The sequence below is a fragment of the Actinosynnema sp. CS-041913 genome (assembly GCF_050942485.1).
Classification (GTDB): Bacteria; Actinomycetota; Actinomycetes; order Mycobacteriales; family Pseudonocardiaceae; genus Actinosynnema.
Map to the genome: position 1 here is coordinate 9,230,207 of NZ_CP192037.1, position 23,739 is coordinate 9,253,945.

Consider the following 23,739-nt stretch of genomic DNA (forward strand, 5'->3'; position numbering starts at 1 on the left):
GCAGGGGTCCGGCGTCGGTCGTTTCGCCCCCCGAGCGACCGGCGCCGGGCACACCACGGCGCGCTGCCGCCCGCTCCGCCGTCGCGGGCGGCAGTCCTCACCCGGTCCGGCGAAGAAAGCACTCGACGGTAGGACGAAGCTGGATCGTCCCCACCGGGAAATGCTCCTATGCGCGCATGTCCCCACGACGAGCGGCCCTCGCCATCGCGGCGCTCCTCGTCTGCTCGGCGATCAGCACCCAGGTCCCCGCCCGGACCGTGGTCACCGCCGCCGGCACGGAGGCGACCCGGGCCTACGTGGTCGCCCGCGGCGGGCAGGTCCAGGTGCTCGACACCTCCGACGGCACCGTCCTCGCCCAGGACGACACCGGCGCGGCGACCACCGGCGTGGCCGTCGCGCCGCACGGCGAGCGGGTCTACGTGGTCAACGGGTGGTCCGGCGTGGTCACGGCGGTCGACCCCGGCACGGGTGTGGTGGGCCGCGTGGCGATCGGCACCCGGCTCGCGCAGGCCGTGCTCCGGCCGGACGGGAAGCGCCTGTACGTCACGGGCAGCGGCAACGCGATGGTTGCGGTGATCGAACCGGAGGCGTTCAAGCTGATCGCGGCGATCCGGGTGGGCAACCAGCCGCAGGGCATCGCGGTCACGCCGGACGGCCGGGAACTCTACGTCGCCAACGCCCAGGACGGCACCGTGAGCGTGCTGGACACCGACACCGCCTCGGTGATCACCACGGTCCAGGTCGGCGGACTGCCGCAGCAGGTGGCGGTGAGCCAGGACGGCCGCGAGGTCTACGTCAGCTCGCTGCGCCTGGCGGACCAGGCCGGCACGGTCACCATGATCGACGCCGCGAGCCGCCAGGTCCGCTGGTCCGCCGACGTCGGCGTGGGCGCGGGCAGCCTCGCCGTCACCTCGGACGGGCGGCACGTCTACGTGGCGCTGGACCGGTCCGTCGCGAAGCTCGACACCGCCACCCGCACCAAGCGCAGGCTCCGGATCGAGGCGAAGGGCCTGGCCATCGCGCCCGGCGACCGGCGGGTCTTCCTCGCCACCGGCGGGACGGCCGTGGTCCTGGACAGCGCGGACCACACCGTGCTGAACACGTTCCAGCTCAGCGGCCTGAACGGCGCCGGCCGCGGCTTCGACGCCACGGCCGTCGCGTTCGAGCAAGCCGCCCGCTAGCGGCACGCATGTCCTCCGCCGACCGCCGACCCGGACGACCGGACGCGCCCCGGTCCTCCACCGACCGCCGATCCGCCTGCCTAGACCCGGGCGGGGACCTTCTCCTCCTCCACCGGCGCCTCCTCGTGGATCGCCATGCGCTCCTGGATCCGCCGCAGCGGCCCCGGCGCCCACCACGCCGCGTTGCCCATCAGCTTCAGCACCGCCGGCACCAGCAGCATCCGGACCACGGTCGCGTCCAGGGCCAGCGCCAGGATCATGCCGACCCCGACGAACCGCATCATGGTGATCTGCGAGAACGCGAACGCGCCGGTCACCACGATCAGCAGCAGCGCCGCCGCGGTGATCACGCGCCCGGTCTTCGCCAGGCCCGCCGTCACCGCCTCCTCGGTCGACGCGCCGCGCCCGCGCGCCTCCACCATCCGGGACAGCAGGAAGACCTCGTAGTCCGTGGACAGCCCGAACACCATGGCCGCCATCAGCACCACGATCCCGGACTCCAGCGGCGCGGGCGTCACGTTGAGCAGCGACGCGCCGTGCCCCTCCTGGAACACCCACACCAGCACGCCGAACGTGGCCGACAGCGACAGCGCGCTGACCACGACCGCCTTGATCGGCAGCAGGATCGAGCCGAACGCCAGGAACATCAGCACGAACGTCGCACCCACCAGCAGCAGCACCATCCACGGCAGCTTGTCGCGGATCGCGTCGAGGCTGTCCGACACCATCGCCGTGCTGCCGCCGACCAGCACCTCCGCCGAATCCGGCGCGGCCAGCGCCCGGACGTCCTTCAGCGCCTGCTTGGACTCGTCGCCGAGCTGGTCGTGCTCCAGGCCCGCGTTGAGCAGCCACACGCCGTTCTTCGGCTCGGCGGTGATCCGCGCCTCGCCGACGCCCGGCACGGCCCCGACCTCGGTCGCGAACGCCTGCACGGCGGCGGGCGACGGGTCGCCGGTGACCACGATCTTGAACCCGCCGGACGCGAGCCCGGCGAAGTCCTCGTTGATGGTCTCGGTCGCGACCCGCACCGAGTTGCCCTCGGGCAGCACCTTCTCCGTGACCTCGCCGAACTTCACGCCCAGGAACGGCGCGCCGAGTGCGAGCAGCACGCCCACGATCGGCAGCGCGAACAGCACCGGCCGCTTCATCACCCGGCCGGCCAGCTTCCGCCAGCCCTGGTCCGACGCCACCTTGCCCTTGCGCCACGGCACGGCGAGCTTGTCGACGCGGTGCCCGAGGATGCCGAGCAGCGCGGGCAGCAGGGTCAGCGACACCAGCGCCGCGATCGCGACCGCCGACATGCCGCCGTAGCTGAGGGACTTCAGGAACCCGTGCGGGAACAGCAGGAGCCCGGACAGCGCGATCACCAGCAGGGTCGCCGAGAACATCACGGTGCGGCCGGCGGACATGACGGTCCGCCGCACGGCGTCCGGGGTGCTGCGGCCGGCGGCGAGTTCCTCGCGGAACCGGCCGACCATGAACAGCCCGTAGTCGATCGCCATGCCGAGGCCGAGCAGGCTGGCCACGTTGACGGCGAACGAGTTCACCTCCGTGCCGAGCGAGATCGCGTGCAGCACGCCGAGCGAGCCCATGATCGCGAGGCCGCCCACCAGGACCGGCAGGGACGCCGCGACCAGGCCGCCGAAGATGATCACCAGCAGCACCAGCACGATCGGCAGCGACACCGCCTCGGCCTTGGTCAGGTCGGACGCCGAGATGTCGTTGATCGCCTTCTGGGTCGGCACCAGCCCGCCGACCTGCGCGGTCACGCCGTCGACCTGGAGCCGGTCGGCGATCTGCTCGTACTGCTTGACGTGCGAGTTGGAGTCGGCGCCGCGCAGCGTGATCGCGACCAGCGACTTGCCGGCCTCCGGCGACGGCAGCGGCGGCTGCACCTGGAGCACCGCGTCGGCGGGCAGGTCGGCGAGCCGGGTGGAGATCGCCTGGAGCCGGGCGGGGTCGACCGTGTCGTACACGACCACCACGTCGCCGCCCTGGCGGCCGAACGCGTCCTGCGCGACCTGGTTCGCCCGCGCCGACTCGCTGGACGGCGCGTCGTAGCCGCCTTGGCTGAGCTTGTCGAACACGCCGAGGCCCCACACGCCGCCGGCCACCGCCAGCACCACCGTCGCGATCAACACCACCCATCGGCGGCGGTACGCCAGCGATCCCCAGTTCGCGAACACGCGTCCTCCCAGGTCGATGCGTTACGGTTGGGTGATTGGCGTCAACTCTGTAAACACCGTTCACTGAAGTCTGCGCCGACCGTACGCCCCGGTGAATACCGTTTACAACCCGATGGGGTGACATATGACCCAGGCCACCCGTCGAGAGCGGCTACGCGCCGAGACGGAGCGTGACATCCGTCGACAGGCGCGTGCCCTGCTCGTGGCGCACGGCCGGGACGCCGTAACGCTCCGTGCCATCGCCCGCGAACTCGGGATCACCGCCCCGGCGCTCTACCGGTACTACGACTCGCGCGAGGACCTGCTGCACCAGCTCGCCGACGACATCTGCACCGACCTCGCCGTCGAACTGGACGCCGACCTGGCGCGCATCCCGCCCGAGGACGTGACCGCGCAGGTCTACGCGGTGTGCCGGGGCTTCCGGCAGTGGGCGCTCGCGCACCCGCAGGAGTTCGCGCTGGTGTTCGCGTCCACCGAGACCACGCTCGGCGCGTGCGGGCCGGACGACCGGCACCAGGTGGGCGACCAGTTCGGGAGGGTGTTCCTGGAGGTCGCCGGGCGGCTCATCGCGAGCCACTCGGTGGCCGGCTCGACGCCGCCGGACGTCCCGGAGAGCCTGCACGCCGACCTGGAGGTGTTCCAGCGCGTCCTGGTCGACACGGTGAACGACCGGGGCGTCCCGGCGGACACCGACCTGCTGCCGCTGAGCGCGGTCTACCACATCACGCAGTCCTGGGTCCGGCTCTACGGGCACGTGGCCCTGGAGGTCTTCGGCCGCTTCCCGTTCGCGATGTCCAACCCGGAGCCGATGTTCGACTCGATGCTCGCGGAGATCCTCGGCGGGATGGGCTTCACCGACCGATAGCGCCTTGATGGCCGCCCTCCGGCGGAGGGCGGCCACTTTCCCGCTACAGCACCACGTTCACCAACCGGCCCGGCACGACGATGACCTTGCGCGGCACGCCGCCGCCCAGCAGCTCGGCCACCTTCTCGTCACCCAGTGCCGCCGCCTCGACCTCGTCCCGCGTCGCCGACGCGGACACCACGACGCGGGCCTTCACCTTGCCGTTGACCTGGATCGGGTACTCGACCGTGTCCTCCACCAGGTACTTCTCGTCGGCCCGCGGGAACGGGCCGTGCGCCAGCGACTCGGCGTTGCCCAGCTTCGACCACAGCTCCTCCGCCACGTGCGGGCACAGCGGGGCCAGCAGCAGCACCAGCGGCTCGGCCAGCACGCGGGGCGCGCCGCCGGTGTAGTGCTTGGTGACGAAGTTGTTCAGCTCGATCAGCTTCGCGCCCGCCGTGTTGTAGCGCAGGTTGCGGTAGTCGTCGTGCACGCCGGCGATCGTCTTGTGCAGCAGCCGCAGCGCGTCCTCGGACGGCTGCTCGTCGGTCACCCGCAGCGCGCCGGTCTCCTCGTCGACCAGGTTGCGCCACAGGCGTTGCAGGAACCGCTGCGCGCCGACGACGTCCTTCGTCGCCCACGGGCGCGACACGTCCATCGGGCCCATCGACATCTCGTACAGGCGGAACGTGTCCGCGCCGTACCGGTCGCACATGTCGTCCGGCGTGACGACGTTCTTCAGGCTCTTGCCCATCTTGCCGTACTCGCGCCGGACCTCCTGGCCCTCGAAGAAGAACCTGCCGTCGCGCTCCTCCACGTGCTCGGCGGGCACGTACGTGCCGCGCGCGTCGCGGTACGCGTACGCCTCGATGTAGCCCTGGTTGAACAGCCGCCGGTACGGCTCGTCGGAGGACACGTGGCCCAGGTCGAACAGCACCTTCTGCCAGAACCGCGCGTACAGCAGGTGCAGCACCGCGTGCTCGACGCCGCCGATGTACAGGTCGACGCCGCCGGGGTCGTTCGCGCCGTGCTCCTCGACGCGCGGGCCCAGCCAGTAGCGCTCGTTCTCGGCGTTGACGAACCGCTCGGTCTCCGTCGGGTCCACGTACCGGAGCTGGTACCAGCACGAGCCCGCCCAGTTGGGCATGGTGTTGGTCTCGCGGCGGTACTTCTTGCGGCCGTCGCCCAGGTCCAGCTCGACCTCGACCCAGTCGGCGGCGCGGGACAGCGGCGGGGACGGCTCGGAGTTCGCGTCCTCCGGGTCGAAGGTGCGCGGCGAGTAGTCGTCCACGTCGGGCAGCTCGATCGGCAGCATCGACTCCGGCACGGCGACCGGCGTGCCGTCCTCGTCGTACACGACGGGGAACGGCTCGCCCCAGTACCGCTGGCGGGAGAACAGCCAGTCGCGCAGCTTGAACTGCACGGTGCCCTCGCCGCGGCCGTGCTCCTCCAGCCACTCGATGATCGCCTTCTTGGCCTCGTCGACGTCCAGGCCGTCCAAGAAGCTCGAATTGATCGCCGGGCCGACGCCGGTGTACGCCTCGCCCTCGAAGCCCTCGGCGGGCTGCACGGTGCGGACGATCGGCAGGCCGAACGCCGTCGCGAAGTCCCAGTCCCGCTGGTCCTGGCCGGGCACCGCCATGATCGCGCCGGTGCCGTAGCCCATCAGCACGTAGTCGGCGACGTAGACCGGGATCTCCTTGCCGTTCACCGGGTTCACCGCGTGCGCCCCGGTGAAGACGCCGGTCTTCTCCTTGTTCTCCTGGCGGTCCAGCTCGGACTTGCGGGACACCTCGCGGCGGTACGCGGCGATCGCGTCGGCGTGCTCGGGCGTGGCGATCACGTCCACCAGCGGGTGTTCCGGCGCCAGCACCATGTACGTCGCGCCGAACAGCGTGTCCGGGCGGGTGGTGAAGACCTCGATATCCTGCGGGACACCCGCACCCGCATCCTGCGGGACACCCACCACGGCGAACTTCACCCGCGCGCCGTGCGACCGGCCGATCCAGTTGCGCTGCATCGACTTGACCTTCTCCGGCCAGTCCAGCCGGTCCAGGTCGTCGATCAGGCGGTCGGAGTAGGCGGTGATCCGCATCATCCACTGGCGCAGCGACCGGCGGAACACCGGGAAGTTGCCGCGTTCGCTGCGGCCGTCGGCGGTGACCTCCTCGTTCGCCAGCACGGTGCCCAGGCCGGGGCACCAGTTCACCGGGGCCTCGGACAGGTAGGCCAGGCGGTACCCGCCCAGCACCTGCTGCCGCTCGGCGCGGGTCAGCTCACCCCAGGCGCGGCCGTCCGGGGTGCCGCGCACGCCCTGCGCGAACTCGGCCTCCAGCTCGGCGATCGGCCGCGCCCGGCCGGCGTCCTCGTCGTACCAGGAGTTGAAGATCTGCAGGAAGATCCACTGGGTCCACTTGTAGTAGCCGGGGTCGATGGTGGAGATCCGGCGGCGCTCGTCGTGGCCCAGGCCCACCCGGCGGATCTGCCGCAGGTAGGTCCGGATGTTCTCCTCGGTGGTCGTCCGGGGGTGCTGGCCGGTCTGCACGGCGTACTGCTCGGCGGGCAGGCCGAACGCGTCGAAGCCCATGGTGTGCAGCACGTTGCGGCCGGTCATCCGGTGGTACCGGGCGTACACGTCGGTGCCGATGAAGCCCAGCGGGTGGCCGACGTGCAGCCCGGAGCCCGACGGGTAGGGGAACATGTCCTGCACGAACAGCTTGTCCGCGGGCACGTCGCCCTTGAGCGGACCGACCGGGTTGGGCGCGTGGAACGTGCCGCGCTCCTCCCACTCCCGCTGCCACCGCTGCTCGATCTCGCCCGCCAGCTCGGCGGTGTAGCGGAAGGCGGGCGTCTCAGCCGCCGCGTCGGTGCTCATCTCGCGATTTCCCTTCGGTTGCCGGCCCCTGACATGACGAAACCCCCCAGCCCGTGGATGGGCATGAGGGGTTGCCGCGCCGACCCTGCTTCGCGGGTCCGCGCGGCTAGCTAAGGAGCAGGCGGGCCGTGCTCATGACGTCAACGGTATCAGCGGAGCGCAAGCACGATGAACTGGGTGACCTGGCTCGCGCTGAAGTTGTCGTCGGAGACCAGCACCAGCGTGCGGTGCGCACCCCAGGCCATGCCCTCGACGTTGTCCACCTTGCTCAGCGGGAAGTCGGCCAGGTCGGCGAGCAGCCGCTTGCGCATCGGCTCGGCGCCGGCGAGGGACCGGTCCTTGACGTTCGTCGCGCCGCGGGTGGTGGCTTCGAAGAGGCGGACCTTGTTGCCCACGTCGGGGACGAAGGAGCGTTCGAGGACGAGGAAGCGGCCGTGGCCGTCCGGGAGGATCGCGGTGACGCCCGTGCTGCCGCCCGGCGCGAACACCGGTTCCTGCTGGTAGGCGTACTGGGCGAGGACCCGGTCCGGGGTCTGCGCGGTGATCCGGGAGACCGCGCCGCGGGTGTGGTCGGCGGGCGGGCCGTCCTGGAGGAGCGGGCCTTCGACGGCGGTGACGGCCTTGCCGTGGACGAGCGCCAGGCCTTCGAAGGCCTCGTTGCGGCGGGTGCCGGAGTCGGGGCGCGTCTTCAGGTTGTCGGCGAGTTCGTACTCGCGGACGAACTCGCCCGTGCGCGTGGCCTCCCGGACCGACGGGTCTACCAGGGACGTGCCGCGGTCGCCTTCCTGGCTCCAGACGTACCGGCCGGTGCGCGGGTCGACGCGGATGTCCTCCGGGTCGACGGTGTTCGGCGGGTACTGGGCGCCGGTCCGGTCGCGCAGGGCGTGGACGGCGGTGAACGTCGGGACGCCCCGGGCGGAGATCCGGGCCGTGTAGAAGCGGGCGGCGGCGCGGTCGTCGCTGATCAGGACGTACTCGCCGGTCCACGGGTCGCGGTCGAGGCCGGACAGCCCTCCGACCTTCGTGCCCTCGAAGGTCGTGCCCTGGGGGAGGACGTGCTCGGCCACGAACCGCACCTCCGTACCGGTGTCGGCCTGTGCCGGTGTAGGCGCGAGGGCCAGGAGCAGGGCGGGGACGAGCGCGAACCTCAGCATGGGGACCAGCACAGCAGATCCGGGTGACGGAGTGGTGGCTTCGGGGTGACCTCCCGGGGCGGTGGCTCCGGGGTGACGCGCCCCCGGGCGGTGGCTCCGAGGGACGCGCCGGGTCAGCGCCTGGGTGCGAACAACGAGTCCACGTCCAGCTTCACCGACACGCCGCCGACCACCCCGACCTCCACCGGCTCACCCGGCCGGGCCACCGCGACCTCGGTGTACACGTTCCGGTTCAGGGTGCTGCACCGGATCACCGGCACGCTGCCCTTCGGCGTCTCGACCAGCCAGTACGCCGGGACGCCCACCGCCGCGTAGGCGGCGGGCTTCTCCAGCCGGTCGATCGAGGCGGTCGGCGGGGACAGCACCTCGACCACCAGGTGGACGGCATCGGACGAGATGCTGGTGGCGTCCTGCGGGTCGCACACGACCACGTCCGGGATGTAGCCGAGTTGACCGACGCGGACGCCGATCGCGCCGATGGCCTCCAGCCCGATCGGCTCCACCGCCGCGTCGAGCAGGCGGCACAGGCGGCCGGCGACCCGCTGGTGCGGGACGGCGGGCGCCGCGTCCACCCGGAACCGGCCGTTGACGAGTTCGACCCGACGCCCTTCCCGCGGGTCGAGGGCTTCCCAGTCGGCCAAGGTGTAGCCGTCGTAACGATGTGGCGTGCCGCTCATGTTCATCACCCCGGACCTCTAGATCGACCGGCGGCGGCGGCTCCTTGAGTGCGGCGCGGAGGACGTCACCCGACTCGGGCGTCAGCGGAACCCGTCAGCGGACCGCCAGGGCGATGAACCGGGTGAACTCCTCGGCCGCGAAGTTGTCGTCGCTGACCAGCACGAGGGTGCGTTCGCCGGTCGGCAGGCGCGGGCCCCAGGTGAGGCCTTCCACGTTGTCGATCGCGGGGAGCGGGAAGTCGTGGAGGTCCGCGACGAGGCGCTTGCGGACCGGTTCGAGGTCCACGCCCCCGGTGGACGCCAGGTCCTTGACGTCGGTGGAGCCGCGCAGGTCGATCTCGTAGACGCGCACCTTGTAGTCCGCGCCGGGCACCCAGGACCGTTCCAGGGTCAGGTAGCGGCCGGGGCGCAGCGGGTCGGCGAGGATCGCGGGCACGCCGGTGTCCGGGCCCCACGGGCCGGGTTCGGGGGCCGCGAACAGGGGTTCCAGCGGGTAGACGTGCTGCGACAGGACGTGGCCGAAGCGGGTCTGCACGGTGATGCGGGCCTGGGAGCCGTGGTCGACCGTGGACTCCTCGCCGTCCTGGAGGAGGGGGCCTTCGACGATGCTGGTGAGCAGGAGGCCGGCGGCGTCGAACGTGATGGCTTCCAGCGCCCGGTTGCCGCGCGGGCCGGAGTCGGCGGCGAACGCGTAGTTGGCGGGGAGCGGCAGGGTGGACTTGTACGCGCCGTCACGGGTGGCGCGCTGGATGGACGGCTGGATCTGCGGGTCGGTCGGCCGCCACGGGCGGTTGCCCTCCTGGCTCCACCAGTAGTCGCCGGTCAGCGGGTCCACCCGGATGTCCTCCGGGTCGACGGCCTGCGGCGAGGGGAGGGGCGGGTAGGTGCTGCCGTCCGGTTGGCGGAGGGTGTCCGTGCCGGTGATCGCGACGTCGTGCACGCCGGACGCGTCGACGGTGAGCCGGGCTTGGTAGACCCGGGCCGGGTCGAGGGACGAGCGGTCGTCGCTGATCAGGACGTAGTCGCCGGTCCTGGGATCGCGGTCGATGCCGGACAGGCCGCCGACAGTGGTGTCCTCGAACTGGAACTTGTGCGGGATGGTCGTCTGGCCGAGGTACCGCGCACTGGCGGCGTTGTCGCCCGGTGCGGCGGCTGTCCCCGGTGCGGCGCTCGCCAGTGGTGCGGCGGTGGCCGGTAATGCGGTGACGATGGTGGCGGCGACCACGGCGACGGCGACGACGGCGGCCGGGCAAGATCGAAATCTCATTGTCCCGAGCCTGCCGGTGCCGCGAGTGGGGCGGAAGCGCTCGTTCGGGTGACCACTTTCGGCCCACCTGGTTCGCCCCTGGCCGACGGCCGCGCTTACCCTCGACGGTGTGAACATCGTGCTGCTCGTGGTGCTGGGGCTGGTCGGCGTCGCGTTCGGGGCCGTCGGCTTCCTGGGGATGCGCGGCCGGCTGCACCGCAACCGGTTCTTCGGGGTGCGGACCAAGGCCACGCTGCGTGACGACGACACGTTCGCGCTCGCCAACCGCATCGCCGGTGTGCCGACCATGGTCGCCGGCGGGATCGCGCTGGTGACGGCGGCGGCGGTGGCGCTGAACCCGGCCACCGCGCTGGTCGTCGGGCTGGTCGGGCTGGTGGGCTCGCTGGTGATCGCGTCCGCCGGCGGGGTGCTGGGCCACCGCGCGGCCGAGGCCATGCCCGAGCCGGAATCCGCCGGCTGCGGCGGGTGCGCCTGCGCCGGGGCGTGCGGCGTGCTCCAGCGCGCCTGAGCCGGAGTTGCCGACCCGCCGCGGACGTTCCGGGCGCTGGTTCCGGGCGCTGGTTCCGGGCGTCAGTTCCGGCGCACGTCGAGCGGGAACGTGGCCAGCAGCGCGGTGGGCATGCCCTGCCGTCGCAGCACCCGGCCCCACAGGTCGGTGTTCGGCGGGCTGAGGACGTCGTCGGGCAGGCCGGGCACCACGATCCAGTCGCCGCGGTCGATCTCGCCGGCGAGCTGGTCCACGCCCCACCCCGAGTAGCCCGCGAACACCCGCAGGCCCCGGACCTTGGGCATCAGGCTGTCCGGGTCGGAGTCCAGGTCGATCAGCGCGACCGGGCCGTGGACGTTCACCACGCCGTCGATCGACCGGTGGTCCTCGCCCGTCCGCAGCGCGGCCAGGCACAACGCGGTCTTCTGCTCCACCGGGCCGCCGATGTAGACGGCCTGGGGCCGGCTCGCGTGCGGGCCCCAGGCGGGCAGGACGTCGTGCACGGCGACCTCGCTGGGGCGGTTCAACACCACGCCGAGGGTGCCCTCGCCCCGGTGGTCGATGACGTAGACCACCGTGCGGCGGAAGTTCGGGTCGACCAGGCTCGGTGCGGCGACCAGCAGGGAACCCGGTTCGACTTCGGCATCAGCACGCACGCGGACCATGATCCCAGACGACGCACGTCACACCGGGAGCGGAACATCCGGGTTACCGTGTCCGTTGTACGAACCGTCAGGCGCCATCGAGTCCCCCGGGCCCAACATAAACTGCCTTCGCGGAATACCGTCCGGCTGGAGCCGCGTAGCGCAACCCGCCGAGAGGCGACCGGGCGTCTGACCCCGGAGGCCGGACCCCACGCGGGTCCGGCCTTCGCGGTGAAAAGGCATAGGCTCCACGGGTGACCAGTGCCGGGACGACCACGGCAAAGCACCACCTGGGTGTCCGGAAGCTCCTCGCCGGCGCGGAGTTCCGCAGGCTGTTCGCCACCCGGCTGGCGGCCCAGTGGGGCGACGGGTTGTTCCAGGCGGGTCTGGCCGGCGCGGTGCTGTTCAACCCGGAGCGGCACGCCGACCCGCTGGCCGTCGCCGCCGGGTTCGCGGTGCTGCTGCTGCCGTACTCGGTGGTCGGGCCGTTCGCGGGCGCGCTGCTCGACCGGTGGGACCGCCGCCGGGTCCTGGTCGTGGCGAACCTCACCCGCGCGGTGTTCATCCTGCTCACCGCCTCCGCCGTCGGGCTCGGCCTGGACGGCGTCCCGCTCTACACGGCCGCGCTGTTCGTCACCGGGGTGAGCCGGTTCGTCGGCTCGGGTCTGTCCGCGTCCCTGCCGCACGTCGTCGGGGAGAACCACCTGGTCGAGGCGAACGCCTTCGTCACCACGCTCGGCGCGCTCACCGCCGTGCTCGGCGCGGCCTGCGCGGTGGGGCTGCGGCAACTGTTCGGCGCGGGTGACGGAGGTTCGGCGTGGACCACGGCGGTCGCGGTCGTGGGGTCGCTGGTCGCCGCGTTCCTGGCGTCCCGGTTCGCGAAGGGCACCCTCGGCCCGGACGCGGTGGACGAGCCGAGCCGGACGATCACCGCCGTGGCGATGGGCCTGCTGGACGGCGGACGGGCCGCGTGGCGGACCCCGAGCGTGGCCGCCGCGCTGCTGGCGCTGCTCGCGCACCGGGCCGCGTTCGGCGTGTCGCTGCTGCTCACGCTGCTGCTGATGCGCAACGCGTTCACCGACGTCGGCCCGTTGAAGGCGGGCATGGCCGGTCTCGGCGAGGTCGCCGTCGCGGGCGGCGCGGGCATCCTGGTCGCGGGCCTGGTCACGGACCGGATCGTGGACGTGCTCGGCCGCAAGGGCACCGTGTGCGGGGCGCTCGGCCTGGCCGCCGCGACCCAGCTCGGCCTCGGGCTGCCCATGCTGCTGCCGACGATCCTGGCCGCGTCGTTCTTCCTCACGTTCGCGGGACAGGTCGTCAAGCTGTGCGTGGACGCGGCCGTGCAGAGCGACATCCGCGACGAGGTCCGCGGGCGGGTGTTCGCCCTGTACGACACGCTGTTCAACGCCACGCAGGTAGCCGCCGTGGCAGCCGCCGCGGCCGTGGTCCCCCTGGACGGCCGGTCACCCGGCCTGATCGTGGCCGCGACGGTCGCCTACCTACTAGGAATCAGCGGCTACCTGCTGCTATCGCGGCGAGGTCGCGTCGGCAGGTCGTGACTCATTTCGCGGCGATCACGCCCTTCGATCGCCGCGAAATCAGGTGCGACCTGCCGACTTCCCGGCGACCTCGCCCGACCCGGCGGAGCCGGGTCAATCAGACACAGCGCCCGGCACGGGTAGTCGGATCAGCCCCGTCTCGTGGGCGAACACAACCGCCGCCATCCGGTCCCGAAGGTTCAGCGTCCGCAATATCTCGCCCACCACCACCCCCACTTGCCGCTGGCTCACGGCCAGCACGCGCGCGATCTCATGATCCGCCAACCCCCTCGCCAAGCACCGCAGCACGGCCCGCTGGTGGTCGCTCAACGCGGCCAGGCCCTGCACCTGGGCGTCCCCTTCGGCAGACAGTCCCCAAGCGTTCATCCGATACCACCCCCATGTGCGTCCGACGCACACAGTCATGGTCTCGCAACTGCCTGTCACTTGGCTAACGGAAAGCGGGTGATACCGCCGTCACGCCGGCGGTGCGATGCCCTCCGACCGCGCCCACGCGAGCAGCTCGGCCACCGCCTCGTCGTGCTCCAGCGGCCCCCGGTCCAGGCGCAGCTCCTTCAGGAACTGCCACGCCCGGCCCACCTGGGGACCGGGCGGCAGGCCGAGCAGCCGCATGATCTCGTTGCCGTCCAGGTCCGGCCGCACGCGGCGCAGGTCCTCCTCGGCGGCGATCCGCGCGATCCGGCGCTCCAGCTCGTCGTACGTGCGCTGCAACGCGTTGGCCTTGCGCCGGTTCCGGGTCGTGCAGTCGGCCCGCACGAGCTTGTGCAGACGCGGCAGCAGGTGGCCGGCGTCGGTCACGTACCGGCGCACCGCCGAGTCGGTCCACTCGCCCGTGCCGTACCCGTGGAACCGCAGGTGGAGGTACACGAGCTGGGCGACGTCCTCGACGATCTCCTTCGAGTACCGCAACGCCCGCAAGCGCTTGCGGACCATCTTCGCGCCGACCACCTCGTGGTGGTGGAACGACACCCCGCCGCCCTCCTCGAACCGCCGGGTGTCCGGCTTGCCGATGTCGTGCAGCAGCGCGGCGATCCGGAGCACCAGGTCCGGTCCGTCCTCCTCCAGGTCGATCGCCTGGTCCAGCACCACCAGCGAGTGGTGGAACACGTCCTTGTGCTGGTGGTGCTCGTCGATCTCCAGCTTCATCGCGGGCAGCTCGGGCAGCACGACGTCCGCCAGCCCGGTGGACACCATCAGCTCGACGCCCGCGCGCGGGTGCGCGCCGGTGAGCAGCTTGGACAGCTCGGCCTGCACCCGCTCGGGGGTGATCCGGGCCAGCTCGCCCGCCATCGCGGTCATCGCCTCGACCACGCGCGGCGCGGGCCGGAAGCCGAGCTGGGACACGAACCGGGTGGCGCGCAGCATCCGCAGCGGGTCGTCGGAGAACGACTCCTGCGGCGTCGCGGGCGTGTCCAGCACCTGCGCGGCGAGTGCCGCCCGCCCGCCGGTCGGGTCCACCAGCACCCGGTCCAGCAGGTCGAACGCCATCGCGTTGACGGTGAAGTCGCGCCGCACGAGGTCGCCCTCGATGGTGTCGCCGAAGGTCACCTCGGGCTTGCGGGTCACGCCGTCGTAGGCGTCCGCGCGGAACGTGGTGATCTCCACCGGCTGACCGCGCCTGGTCGCGCCGACCGTGCCGAACGCGATGCCGGTGTCCCAGACCGCGTCCGCCCAACCGGCCAGCAGCCGCTGCACGGCGGGCGGGCGGGCGTCGGTGGTGAAGTCGAGGTCGCCGGAGAGCCGCCCCAGCAGCGCGTCGCGCACGCTGCCGCCGACCAGGTACAGCCGGTGGCCCGCGGCGGCGAACCGCTCGGCCAGCTCGTCGGCCACGGGGAAGGCGCTCAGCAGCTCCACCACGTCGGTGGGCACGTTCGGTCCGGACACGAGGAGCCAGCCTACTGGCCGGCCGCGGCCGAGCGGCCCGACATCGAATTGATCACCAGTGGCAACCGGGCAGCCACGCCCCGTAACCGCTGGTCGGCACTACCATCAGGACATGCCCCACTCGTCCGGTCGCTCCGGCGGTCCCAAGCCGAGGCGCCGGCACCGGCGCCGCGGTCGCCGCCTGAAGACCGTGGACGAGACCTCGGCGGGCGGACTGGTGCTGGACGCGCGCCGGCGGGCCGCCGCGATCATCGGCCGGCTGGACCGGCGTGGCAGGCTGCTCTGGTCACTGCCCAAGGGTCACATCGAGGCCGGCGAGACCGCGGAACAGACCGCGGTGCGCGAGGTCGCCGAGGAGACCGGTATCCATAGCAGGGTGCTCCGGCCCCTCGGCTCGATCGACTACTGGTTCGTGGCCGAGGACCGGCGGGTGCACAAGACCGTCCACCACTTCCTCCTCGAAGCGCTGGGCGGCGAGCTCTCCGATGAAGACGTGGAGGTCACCGAGGTGGCGTGGGTGCCCCTTGGCGAACTGGACGAACGGCTCGCCTACGCGGACGAGCGGCGCCTGGTGCGCCGTGCCGTCGAACTGCTCGCCGAAACCGACCCGGCCGGGCTCGACCTGGCCGACGCCAACGTGGACGGAGCGGAGTAGGCGTGAAACGGCTGCTGTCCGCGCTCGCGGCGGCTGGGATCCTGCTCACCGGCACACCAGCCGTGGCGACGCCCGCCGACGGCGGGCGGATCCCGGTCAGGCCGGCGCCCGCGACGCAGGTGTGGGCGACCCGCCCGGTGTCCAGCCAGCCCGGCAACACCGCCCAGCAGCTCCTGCGGCTGGACATCGAGGAGCTGTCGCCGAGGGTGGTCACCGCCGGCGCGGAGTCCGTCACCGTCACCGGCAAGATCGTCAACGTCGGCGACCGCGACATCTACGACATCGAACTCCGGCTGGAGCGCGGCAAGGCGCTGACCGACGAGGAGGACGTCCGCCAGGCGCTGCGCGAGCCGACCGGCGCGGAGGACGTGCAGCCCTGGTTCACCCGCGTCGCCGACGACCTGCGGATGGGGCAGAGCAAGCCGTTCAGCCTCACCGTGCCGCTGAACGGGCCGGGCACCACGTCGCTGCGCATCGACCAGCCGGGCGTCTACCCCGTGCTGGCCAACATCAACGGCCGCCCGGACTACGGCGACCGCGCCCGGCTGGCCGCGCTGAGCACCCTGCTGCCGGTGCTCGCGGCGCCCGGCGGCGCGGTGACGGGCACGCCCGCGAACCCGGCCAGAATCACCCTGCTGTGGCCGCTGGCGGACCGTCCCCGGATGGTGTCCGGCGGGCTGGAGCCGGTGCTCGCCGACGACGAGCTGGCGGGCTCGCTGGCGTTGGGTGGCCGGCTGTACGGCCTGCTCAAGGCCTACGAGTCGGCCCTGGACGGTCCGCTGGGCCCCGCCGTGTGCCTGGCCGTGGACCCCGACCTGCTGCGCACCGTGCAGGCGATGAGCAAGGGCTACCAGGTGCGCGGCCAGGGCGCGGGCAAGGGCCGCAACGAGGCCGCGCTGTGGCTGGCGCAGTTGCGGCTGCTGGCCGGCGGCCGGTGCGTGATGGCGCTGCCCGACGCGGGCGCCGACCTGGTCGCGCTGTCCCGTGCCCGGCTCACCGACCTGTCGGCGCTCGCGGGCAAGGGCGGCGACGTGGTCCGCGAGGTGCTGGAGGTGCAGGCGCTGCCCGGCCTGGCGTGGCCGGAGGACGGCGTGGTCGACCAGCAGACGCTGGCCGACCTCGGCGCGCAGGGCGTCAAGTCGCTGGTGCTCGACCAGTCCTCCGTCGCGGGCACCCCCGGCGCCGGCCCGGTGCGCCTGGACGCGGGCCAGGGCAAGGCGGTCACGGCGGTGCGGATCGACGGCATGGTGTCCGACGCGCTGCGCGGCGCGGCCGTGGCCCGGCCGGTCGCGGGCATCACCACGCCCACCGAGACCCGGCCGGTGTCCGTGCAGAACGCGCTCGCCGCGCTCGCCTACCGCGTCGCGTTCCAGGGCAACGGCCAGAACGTGGTGCTCAGCCCGCCGCGCCGCTGGAACGCGCCCACCGGCGAGGTCAACACGTTCCTCCAGGTCACGAAATCGCTGGTGCAAGCCGGGTTCGCCACGCCGGTCGGGCTCCAGCCCCTGGTCGAAGGTCCCGTGCCGGAGCAGGCCGCGGCGTTGAGCTACCCGGTCGAGTCGGGCGCGCAGGAGGTGCCGCCCGCCGTGACGGCCGACGTCGCCGGGTCGTGGGTGGAACTCCAGGAGCTGCTCGGCGCGATGAGCCAGCCGGACGCGGCGTCCACCCAGCCCGGGAACCTGGTCGCGCCGCTGCGGCTGAGCCTGCTGCGGTCCGTGTCCGGCGCGTGGCGCGGCAACGAGGAGGGCGCGCGCATCGCGCTGGACACCGCCCGCGAGCAGATCGCCGCGGTGCGCGGGCAGGTCACGGTGACCGAGCCGAACAGCGCGATCCTGCTCGCGTCCGGCGACAGCCCCATCCCGGTGACCATCCGCAACCGGCTCGACGTGCGGATCACCGTGCGGGTCGTGGTCGAGGACACCCCCGGCATCCTGGCCCAGCAGCTCCAGGACCAGGTGCTGCCCGCGCGCGGCGACCGGCAGGTCACCGTGCCGGTGGAGGTGCTGCGGTCCGGGCGGTTCCCGGTGTACATCCGGCTGACCACGCCGGACGGCGTCGAGCTGGGCGAACGGGCCCGGCTGGAGGTGTCGTCCTCGGCGTACGGGACCATCACCCTCGTCATCACCGTCCTCGCCGGCGCCCTGCTGGTGCTGCTGTCCGCCCGGCGCATCTACCGGCGGGCGCGCGCTTCGCGGGACGCCGCGGCGGCGGTGCCGAACGACGCGTCAGGCGTCACACCGGAGAAGTCGAGCACGAGTTGAGCGGAACACCCACGGTGGTCGAGCAGCCCCAACCCCCGTCGGTGGCACGGGCCTCCGGCTCGATGGCCATCGCCACGATCGTCAGCCGCGCGTCCGGCCTGCTGTCCAAACTGCTGCTGATCATGATCATCGGCTCGGGCATGCTGAACGACTCGTACCAGGTCGCCACCACGCTGCCGACCATGATCAACGAGCTGCTCCTGGGCGGCGTGCTGACCTCGGTGGCGATCCCGCTGCTGGTGCGCGCCGAGAAGGAGGACGCGGACGGCGGCGAGTCCTACGCGCAGTGGCTGATCACCATGGCCGCCGTCCTGCTCGGCCTCGGGACGCTGATCGCGATCGCCTGCGCCCCGCTGCTGACCGCGCTGTTCACCGGCAGCGCCGACAAGGCGAACCCGGCCCTGGTCACCGCGTTCGCGTACCTGGTGCTGCCGGGCATCGTGTTCTACGGCCTGTCCGCGCTGCTGGGCGCGATCCTCAACACCCGGCACGTCTTCGGCCTGCCCACCTGGGCGCCCGTGCTGAACAACGTCGTGGTGATCGCGACGCTGGTCGTGTACTGGCTGCTGCCGGGGGACATCTCGCTCGACCCGGTGCGGATGGGCGAGCCGAAGCTGCTGGTGCTGGGCCTCGGCACGATGCTGGGCGTGGCGGTGCAGGCGGCCGTGCTGATCCCGGCGATGCGGCGCACGGGCTTCCGGTTCCGCTGGCGGTGGGGCTGGGACCACCGGCTGGGCGAGTTCGGCGGGCTGGCGTTCTGGGTGCTGCTGTACGTGGGGCTCGGGTTCGTCAGCATGATGGTCCTGACGCGGGTCGCGCTGAACGACGAGGGCGCGCTGGTCGCGTACAACTACCAGTGGCTCGTCGCGCAGGTGCCTTACGGCGTGCTCGGCGTGTCGCTGCTGACCGCGTTGATGCCGCGGATGTCCCGCTCCGCGGCGGCCGGCGACATCGGGGCGCTGGTGGGCGACCTGTCGTTCGGCAACCGGATGTCGGCGATCCTGCTGATGCCGTTCAGCGCGCTGATGACCGTGGCCGGCCTGCCGATCGGGCTGGCGATCTTCTCGCACGGCGAGTCGGGTCTGGCCGGCGGCGAGCGGATGGGCATGGCGCTCGCGCTGTCGGCGTTCGGGCTGGTGCCTTACGCGATCACATTGCTGCAACTACGGATTTTCTACGCGCTCAAGGACGCGCGGACGCCGACGATCATCCAGGGGATCATCGTCGTGGTGCGGATCGCGCTGCTGTACGGGTTCCTGGAGTTCGCGCCGCGCGAGAAGCTGGCCGTCGGCGTGTCGATCGCGATGTCGCTGAGCTTCGTCGTCGGGTGCCTGGTCGGCCAACTGTGGCTGCGCATCCGGTTGGGACGGCTGCGCACCGGGTACACGGCGTGGACGATCTGCCTCACCGTGGTGGCCTCGGCCATCGGCTTCGCGGTGGCGACCGGCGCGGCGTGGCTCGCCGTCCGGCTGCTGGGAACCGAGGGCCCGGTCGCGACGGCGTGGGTGGAGCTGGTGGTGCTCACGATGGTGGGGCTGCCACTGAGTTTCGCGCTGTTGGCCGTGTTCCGCGTACCCGAGGTGAGGCCCGTGATGGACAAGATCAGCCGACTGGTGCGGCGGCGATGACGGCGCTCGTGAAGCCGATTCCCGTACCCTCGGGCGCGTGAGCAGCGGTCCGATCCAGAACACCTCGCTGGTGCCCGGCGGGGTGATCGGCGACGGCCGCTACCGGCTGCTGGCCCCGTCCGGCATTGATCAGCGGTGCGACGCGCACCTGTGGCGGGCGCGGGACGGACAGCTCAACCGCGACGTGGCCCTGACGGTCCTGGTCGGCAACCCGACCGACCAGGCGGCGCTGTCGAGGGCGAAGCGCACCGCCGAGCGCGCGATGCACGCGGCCAGCTTCACCCACCCCGGCGTGGCCCGGGTGATCGACGTGCTGACGCCGGGCGCGGGAATCCGGTACGACGAGGGCATCCTGGGCATGGTCGTGGCCGAGTGGACCCAGGGCACGGACCTGATGGACCTGGTGGCCGAGGGCCCGCTGCCGGCGGGCGCGGCGACCAGGCTCCTGGAGCCGCTGGGCGCGGCCATCGAGGGCGCCCACCACGCGGGCCTGGTGCTCGGGGCCGACCACCCGCAGCGCATCCGCGTCACGTCGGACGGCAGGCTGCGGCTGGCGTTCCCCGGCCCGCGGCCGGACGCGATCGCCCGCGACGACGTCAAGGGCCTGGGCGCGATCCTCTACCTGCTGCTGACCGGCCGGTGGGCGCTGCCCGGCGGCCCGGAAGGCGTGCCGGTGGCGCCGACCGGTCCGGACGGGGCCGTGGTCGCGCCGAGCGTGCTGCACCCGTACGTGCCGCACGAGCTGTCGTCGGTGGCGGTGCGGTCGCTGGAGGACACGAGCGTCGGCGGCATCCGGACGTCCGCGGCGATCCTCCAGGTGCTGGACCAGATCGCCGAGTCCGAGGCGCAGACGGCGATGATCAAGCCGGTGCCGGAGTCCTCGGACGACGGCGCGGTGTGGACCACCCAGCGGCCGGAGCGGGGCAGGGACCACAAGCGCAAGCTGATGATCAGCGTGGGCGTGCTGGCGTTCGCGACGCTGGCCGTCATCGTGTGGCTGGGCGTGCAGATCGTGAGCTTCTTCAGCGACGAGCCGGCCGGCACCGGCGGTCCGACGGTGGTGATCGGCCAGTCCAACCAGCCGGGCTCCGGCCAGCCCGCGCCACCCGCGCCGACCCCGGCCGGGCCGGTGCAGCCCGCGTCGGTGGGCGTGTACGACGTGACGAACCAGCCGGACAACGCGAACCGGGCGACCCGGGCGGTGGACAACAACCCGACGACGGTCTGGCAGACGGAGAACTACTTCCAGCCGTTCCCGTCGCTGAAGCCGGGCATCGGCCTGATGGCGTCCTTCGCCGAGCCGGTGAAGCTCGCGTCGGTCACCGTGACGTCGCCCAGCGAGGGCACCGTGGTGGAGATCCGGGTGGCCGCGGCCGAGGGCGCGCCGCTGGAGGAGACCAAGGTCATCGCCACCGCGACCCTGTCGGCCGGCCAGACCCAGCTCCAGCTCAACGACCACGACGCGACCCAGCACGTCCTCGTATGGGTGACGAAGCTGGCGGGCAGCGGGCGGAACAACAAGTCCGAAATAGCGGAACTGGTCTACACGCGGGCCCAGTGACCTGGAGAGCGGCCCTGAACGGGTGATCGGAGTGCCCTTGGTGGGTGCCGATACCCTCTCTGCGTGACCGCCGCAGCCAGCTCGGACGCAGACCTCATCGCGGCGCACGCCGCCGGAGACCCGCACGCGTTCTCGGAGTTGGTGAAACGGCACCGGGATCGGATGTGGGCGGTGGCGTTGCGCACGTTGCGCGACCCCGAAGAGGCGGCGGACGCGCTCCAGGAGGCGTTCATCTCCGCGTTCCGGGCCGCAGCCGGCTTCCGCTCCGAGTCGCAGGTCACCACGTGGCTGCACCGAATAGTCGTGAACGCCTGCCTGGACCGGATGCGCAGGCGGCAGACCCGGCCGACCGTCCCGCTGCCGGAGGCCGGTCCCGGCGAGCCGGTCGCACCGCGGGACGCGATGGCGGAGCGGGAGACGCGGCTGGTCGTCCAGGAGGCGCTGGCCGAGCTGCCGGAGGAGCAGCGCGCCCCGATCGTGCTGGTCGACGTGGAGGGATACTCGGTCGCGGAGACGGCCCAGCTCCTGGGTATCGCGGAGGGCACGGTCAAGTCGCGGTGTGCCCGCGGGCGCGCGAAGCTGGCCAAAGTTCTGGGCCACCTCCGGAACCAGAGTGCAGAAGCGAACGTCCCAGTCACCGATGTGCAGGTGCAACAGGGACGTCAGTTGGAGGAACGATGACCGGCAATGTGCGGCGCTCCGGGCCGCCGTGGTCCGTCGACCTGCTGGCCGATCTGCACGCCGGTGTCCTGGACCCGCGGCAGGAAGCCGAGCTGCGGGCGGTCGTCGCGGACGACGCCGAGGCGCAGGAGGTCCTGGCCGCGCTGGACGCCACGCTGGAGGACCTGCGCGGGCTGCCGCCGATCCCGATGCCGCGGGCGGTCGCCGACCGGATCGACGCCGCGCTCGCCGAGGAGGCCCGGCCCACCGCCCCGGTGGTCGACCTCGCCGCCCGGCGGCGCAGGAAGCAGCTCGGCTGGGGCGCCGGCCTGCTCGCCGCGGCGGCCGTGGCGGTCGGCGTGGTGGTCGTGTCGACGCAAGGCAGCACCACTTCGTCGCCCGGTGACCAGCAGGCGCAGCCGCAGACCACGAACACGCCGGTCACGCAGCGGCTCGCGGTCAAGGGCAACGACTTCGGGCCGGTCTTCGGCGACGTGCTCAAGGCGCAGAACTACGGCCCCCTGGAGAACCAGGACAAGCTGGCGGGCTGTCTGAAGGGCGGGGACATCGTCGGCGCGAAGCCGCTCGGCGTCAGCCCGATCACCCTGGACGGCCGGGACGCCGTGATGGCGATCCTGCCCGGTGGCAAGCCGGGCGCGTTCCAGATCGTGGTGCTCGACCCCGAGACGTGTGGGCCGGACAACCCCAACGGGGTACTCGCCAAGAGCGATATCACCCCCGAGTAGTCCACCTCACCCGATCGACGCGGAATCTCCGCACCCTACGATCCGTTGAAGGCAGTGCAGGCCAGTGCCTGCCACGCGACTAACGGAGGTCGAGGGTGTCGGACGTTCGGAACCTGATCGTCGTGGGATCGGGGCCCGCCGGGTACACCGCGGCGGTCTACGCGGCCCGCGCGCAGCTCGAACCGCTGGTGTTCGAGGGCTCGCAGTACGGCGGGGCGCTGATGACCACGACCGAAGTCGAGAACTACCCCGGCTTCCGCGACGGCATCATGGGCCCCGACCTCATGGAGCAGATGCGCGAGCAGGCCAAGCGGTTCGGCGCGGACCTGCGCGCGGAGGACGTGGAGAAGCTGGAGCTGGCGGGCGACGTCAAGTACGTCCACGCCAACGGCACCCGCTACGCCGCGAAGGCCGTCGTCCTCGCCATGGGCGCGGCGGCCCGCTACCTGCACGTGCCCGGTGAGCAGGAGCTGCTCGGCCGGGGCGTGTCGGCCTGCGCGACCTGCGACGGCTTCTTCTTCCGCGACCAGGACATCGCGGTGGTCGGCGGCGGCGACTCGGCGATGGAGGAGGCGACCTTCCTCACCAAGTTCGCCCGGTCGGTGACGATCATCCACCGCCGCGAGGAGTTCCGCTCCTCCCGGATCATGCTGGACCGCGCCCGCGCCAACGAGAAGATCAAGTGGCTGCTCAACGCCGAGGTCACCGAGGTGGTCGGCGAGGGCACCGTGTCCGGCGTGAAGACGCGGGACACCCGCACGGGTGAGATCACCGAGCACCCGTTCACCGGCTTCTTCGTCGCCATCGGCCACGACCCGCGCAGCGAGCTGGTGCGCGGCCAGGTCGACGTCGACGAGGCCGGCTACGTCCAGGTGCAGGGGCAGACCACCTACACGAACGTGGCCGGCGTGTTCGCCGCCGGCGACCTGGTGGACCACACGTACCGGCAGGCGATCACCGCCGCCGGCTCGGGCTGCGCCGCCGCGATCGACGCGGAGCGCTGGCTCGCCGAGCACGGCACCGCGGCGGCGGCGGTCACCGCCGAGCACGTCGGCGGCGGTTACGCCGAGCCCGCCGTCACCACCAGCTAAACCCTTCTGAAAGAGGAGACAACATGGCAGGCGCCACCGTGCCGGTGACCAGCGACACGTTCACCGAGAGCGTGTTGCAGAGCGAGAAGCCGGTGCTGGTCGACTTCTGGGCGACCTGGTGCGGCCCGTGCAAGATGGTCGCGCCGGTGCTGGAGGAGATCGCGGCCGAGCACGCCGAGAAGATCACCGTCGCGAAGCTGGACATCGACGCCAACCCGTCGATCGCCCGCGACTACCAGATCATGTCGGTGCCCACCATGATCCTGTTCAAGGGCGGCCAGCCGGTGAAGCAGATCGTGGGCGCGAAGCCGAAGGCCGCGCTGCTCAACGACCTGTCCGAGGTCCTCTCCTGAGTGCAACCGACCACGTGACCCGTCCG

At 72.2% G+C, this 23,739-nt stretch carries 20 protein-coding genes; 12 read left to right on the forward strand and 8 right to left on the reverse strand.

What is annotated here, in order from left to right; all coding sequences use genetic code 11:
* Nucleotides 1-176 precede the first annotated feature (176 nt).
* Nucleotides 177-1,181: a PQQ-binding-like beta-propeller repeat protein gene (locus tag ACQPZF_RS41950; RefSeq protein WP_433266838.1), complete on the forward strand. Its 1,005-nt coding sequence runs from the start codon at nt 177-179 to the stop codon at nt 1,179-1,181.
* Nucleotides 1,182-1,261: 80 nt separating this feature from the next.
* Here the strand turns inward: ACQPZF_RS41950 and ACQPZF_RS41955 are convergent, their stop codons facing one another.
* A complete protein-coding gene (locus tag ACQPZF_RS41955) occupies nt 1,262-3,367 on the reverse strand; it encodes an MMPL family transporter (protein ID WP_433266840.1) in 2,106 nt (701 codons plus the stop codon).
* A 124-nt stretch (nt 3,368-3,491) separates the two neighbouring features.
* On the opposite strand from ACQPZF_RS41955, the gene ACQPZF_RS41960 reads away from it, so the two are divergent.
* Complete coding sequence (locus ACQPZF_RS41960) at nt 3,492-4,232, forward strand: TetR/AcrR family transcriptional regulator (protein WP_433266841.1); 741 nt, start codon at nt 3,492-3,494, stop codon at nt 4,230-4,232.
* A 43-nt stretch (nt 4,233-4,275) separates the two neighbouring features.
* Here ACQPZF_RS41960 and leuS read toward each other — a convergent pair whose 3' ends face one another.
* From leuS to ACQPZF_RS41980, 4 genes are all read right to left on the reverse strand, one after another.
* The gene (leuS, locus tag ACQPZF_RS41965) at nt 4,276-7,086 is read right to left on the reverse strand and encodes a leucine--tRNA ligase (protein ID WP_433266843.1); all 2,811 of its coding nucleotides are present in this window, start codon (nt 7,084-7,086) and stop codon (nt 4,276-4,278) included.
* A 149-nt stretch (nt 7,087-7,235) separates the two neighbouring features.
* Entirely contained in the window at nt 7,236-8,240 is a 1,005-nt protein-coding gene (locus ACQPZF_RS41970; RefSeq protein WP_433266845.1) for an esterase-like activity of phytase family protein, read from the reverse strand.
* A 113-nt stretch (nt 8,241-8,353) separates the two neighbouring features.
* Complete coding sequence (locus ACQPZF_RS41975; RefSeq protein WP_433266847.1) at nt 8,354-8,917, reverse strand: Uma2 family endonuclease; 564 nt, start codon at nt 8,915-8,917, stop codon at nt 8,354-8,356.
* Between the two features lie 94 nt (nt 8,918-9,011).
* Nucleotides 9,012-10,184 carry an esterase-like activity of phytase family protein gene (locus ACQPZF_RS41980; protein ID WP_433266849.1) on the reverse strand — a complete coding sequence of 391 codons (1,173 nt, stop codon included), beginning with the start codon at nt 10,182-10,184 and terminating at the stop codon, nt 9,012-9,014.
* A 109-nt stretch (nt 10,185-10,293) separates the two neighbouring features.
* On the opposite strand from ACQPZF_RS41980, the gene ACQPZF_RS41985 reads away from it, so the two are divergent.
* Nucleotides 10,294-10,692 carry an SdpI family protein gene (locus ACQPZF_RS41985; protein ID WP_433266851.1) on the forward strand — a complete coding sequence of 133 codons (399 nt, stop codon included), beginning with the start codon at nt 10,294-10,296 and terminating at the stop codon, nt 10,690-10,692.
* 62 nt (nt 10,693-10,754) lie between these two features.
* Here the strand turns inward: ACQPZF_RS41985 and ACQPZF_RS41990 are convergent, their stop codons facing one another.
* Entirely contained in the window at nt 10,755-11,336 is a 582-nt protein-coding gene (locus tag ACQPZF_RS41990) for a YqgE/AlgH family protein (RefSeq protein ID WP_433266853.1), read from the reverse strand.
* Nucleotides 11,337-11,569: 233 nt separating this feature from the next.
* Between ACQPZF_RS41990 and ACQPZF_RS41995 the strand changes: the two genes are divergently transcribed.
* On the forward strand, nt 11,570-12,874 hold the full coding sequence (locus ACQPZF_RS41995; protein WP_433266855.1) for an MFS transporter: 1,305 nt from the start codon (nt 11,570-11,572) through the stop codon (nt 12,872-12,874).
* A 93-nt stretch (nt 12,875-12,967) separates the two neighbouring features.
* On the opposite strand, the gene ACQPZF_RS42000 is transcribed toward ACQPZF_RS41995, so the two are convergent.
* Together ACQPZF_RS42000 and ACQPZF_RS42005 are read right to left on the reverse strand one after the other, a co-directional pair.
* Nucleotides 12,968-13,240, reverse strand: coding sequence for a response regulator transcription factor (locus ACQPZF_RS42000; protein WP_433266857.1), 273 nt, complete (start codon nt 13,238-13,240; stop codon nt 12,968-12,970).
* A 90-nt stretch (nt 13,241-13,330) separates the two neighbouring features.
* On the reverse strand, nt 13,331-14,758 hold the full coding sequence (locus ACQPZF_RS42005) for a CCA tRNA nucleotidyltransferase (protein ID WP_433266859.1): 1,428 nt from the start codon (nt 14,756-14,758) through the stop codon (nt 13,331-13,333).
* A gap of 112 nt (nt 14,759-14,870) precedes the next feature.
* On the opposite strand from ACQPZF_RS42005, the gene ACQPZF_RS42010 reads away from it, so the two are divergent.
* From ACQPZF_RS42010 to trxA, 8 genes are all read left to right on the forward strand, one after another.
* Nucleotides 14,871-15,413 (forward strand): NUDIX hydrolase, encoded by a 543-nt coding sequence (locus ACQPZF_RS42010; RefSeq protein WP_433266861.1) that lies wholly within the window; start codon nt 14,871-14,873, stop codon nt 15,411-15,413.
* Between the two features lie 2 nt (nt 15,414-15,415).
* Complete coding sequence (locus ACQPZF_RS42015) at nt 15,416-17,674, forward strand: DUF6049 family protein (RefSeq protein ID WP_433266862.1); 2,259 nt, start codon at nt 15,416-15,418, stop codon at nt 17,672-17,674.
* A complete protein-coding gene (murJ, locus tag ACQPZF_RS42020) occupies nt 17,671-19,302 on the forward strand; it encodes a murein biosynthesis integral membrane protein MurJ (RefSeq protein ID WP_433266863.1) in 1,632 nt (543 codons plus the stop codon). Before ACQPZF_RS42015 ends, murJ begins: the two co-directional genes overlap by 4 nt.
* 37 nt (nt 19,303-19,339) lie before the next feature.
* The gene (locus tag ACQPZF_RS42025; RefSeq protein ID WP_433266865.1) at nt 19,340-20,863 is read left to right on the forward strand and encodes a protein kinase family protein; all 1,524 of its coding nucleotides are present in this window, start codon (nt 19,340-19,342) and stop codon (nt 20,861-20,863) included.
* 63 nt (nt 20,864-20,926) lie between these two features.
* The gene (gene sigM, locus ACQPZF_RS42030; RefSeq protein ID WP_433266867.1) at nt 20,927-21,544 is read left to right on the forward strand and encodes an RNA polymerase sigma factor SigM; all 618 of its coding nucleotides are present in this window, start codon (nt 20,927-20,929) and stop codon (nt 21,542-21,544) included.
* Nucleotides 21,541-22,269 (forward strand): hypothetical protein, encoded by a 729-nt coding sequence (locus tag ACQPZF_RS42035; RefSeq protein WP_433266869.1) that lies wholly within the window; start codon nt 21,541-21,543, stop codon nt 22,267-22,269. Before sigM ends, ACQPZF_RS42035 begins: the two co-directional genes overlap by 4 nt.
* A 95-nt stretch (nt 22,270-22,364) precedes the next feature.
* Nucleotides 22,365-23,360 carry a thioredoxin-disulfide reductase gene (gene trxB / locus ACQPZF_RS42040; RefSeq protein ID WP_433266872.1) on the forward strand — a complete coding sequence of 332 codons (996 nt, stop codon included), beginning with the start codon at nt 22,365-22,367 and terminating at the stop codon, nt 23,358-23,360.
* Between the two features lie 23 nt (nt 23,361-23,383).
* Nucleotides 23,384-23,713: a thioredoxin gene (gene trxA, locus ACQPZF_RS42045; RefSeq protein WP_433266875.1), complete on the forward strand. Its 330-nt coding sequence runs from the start codon at nt 23,384-23,386 to the stop codon at nt 23,711-23,713.
* The last annotated feature ends 26 nt before the right edge of the window (nt 23,714-23,739 follow it).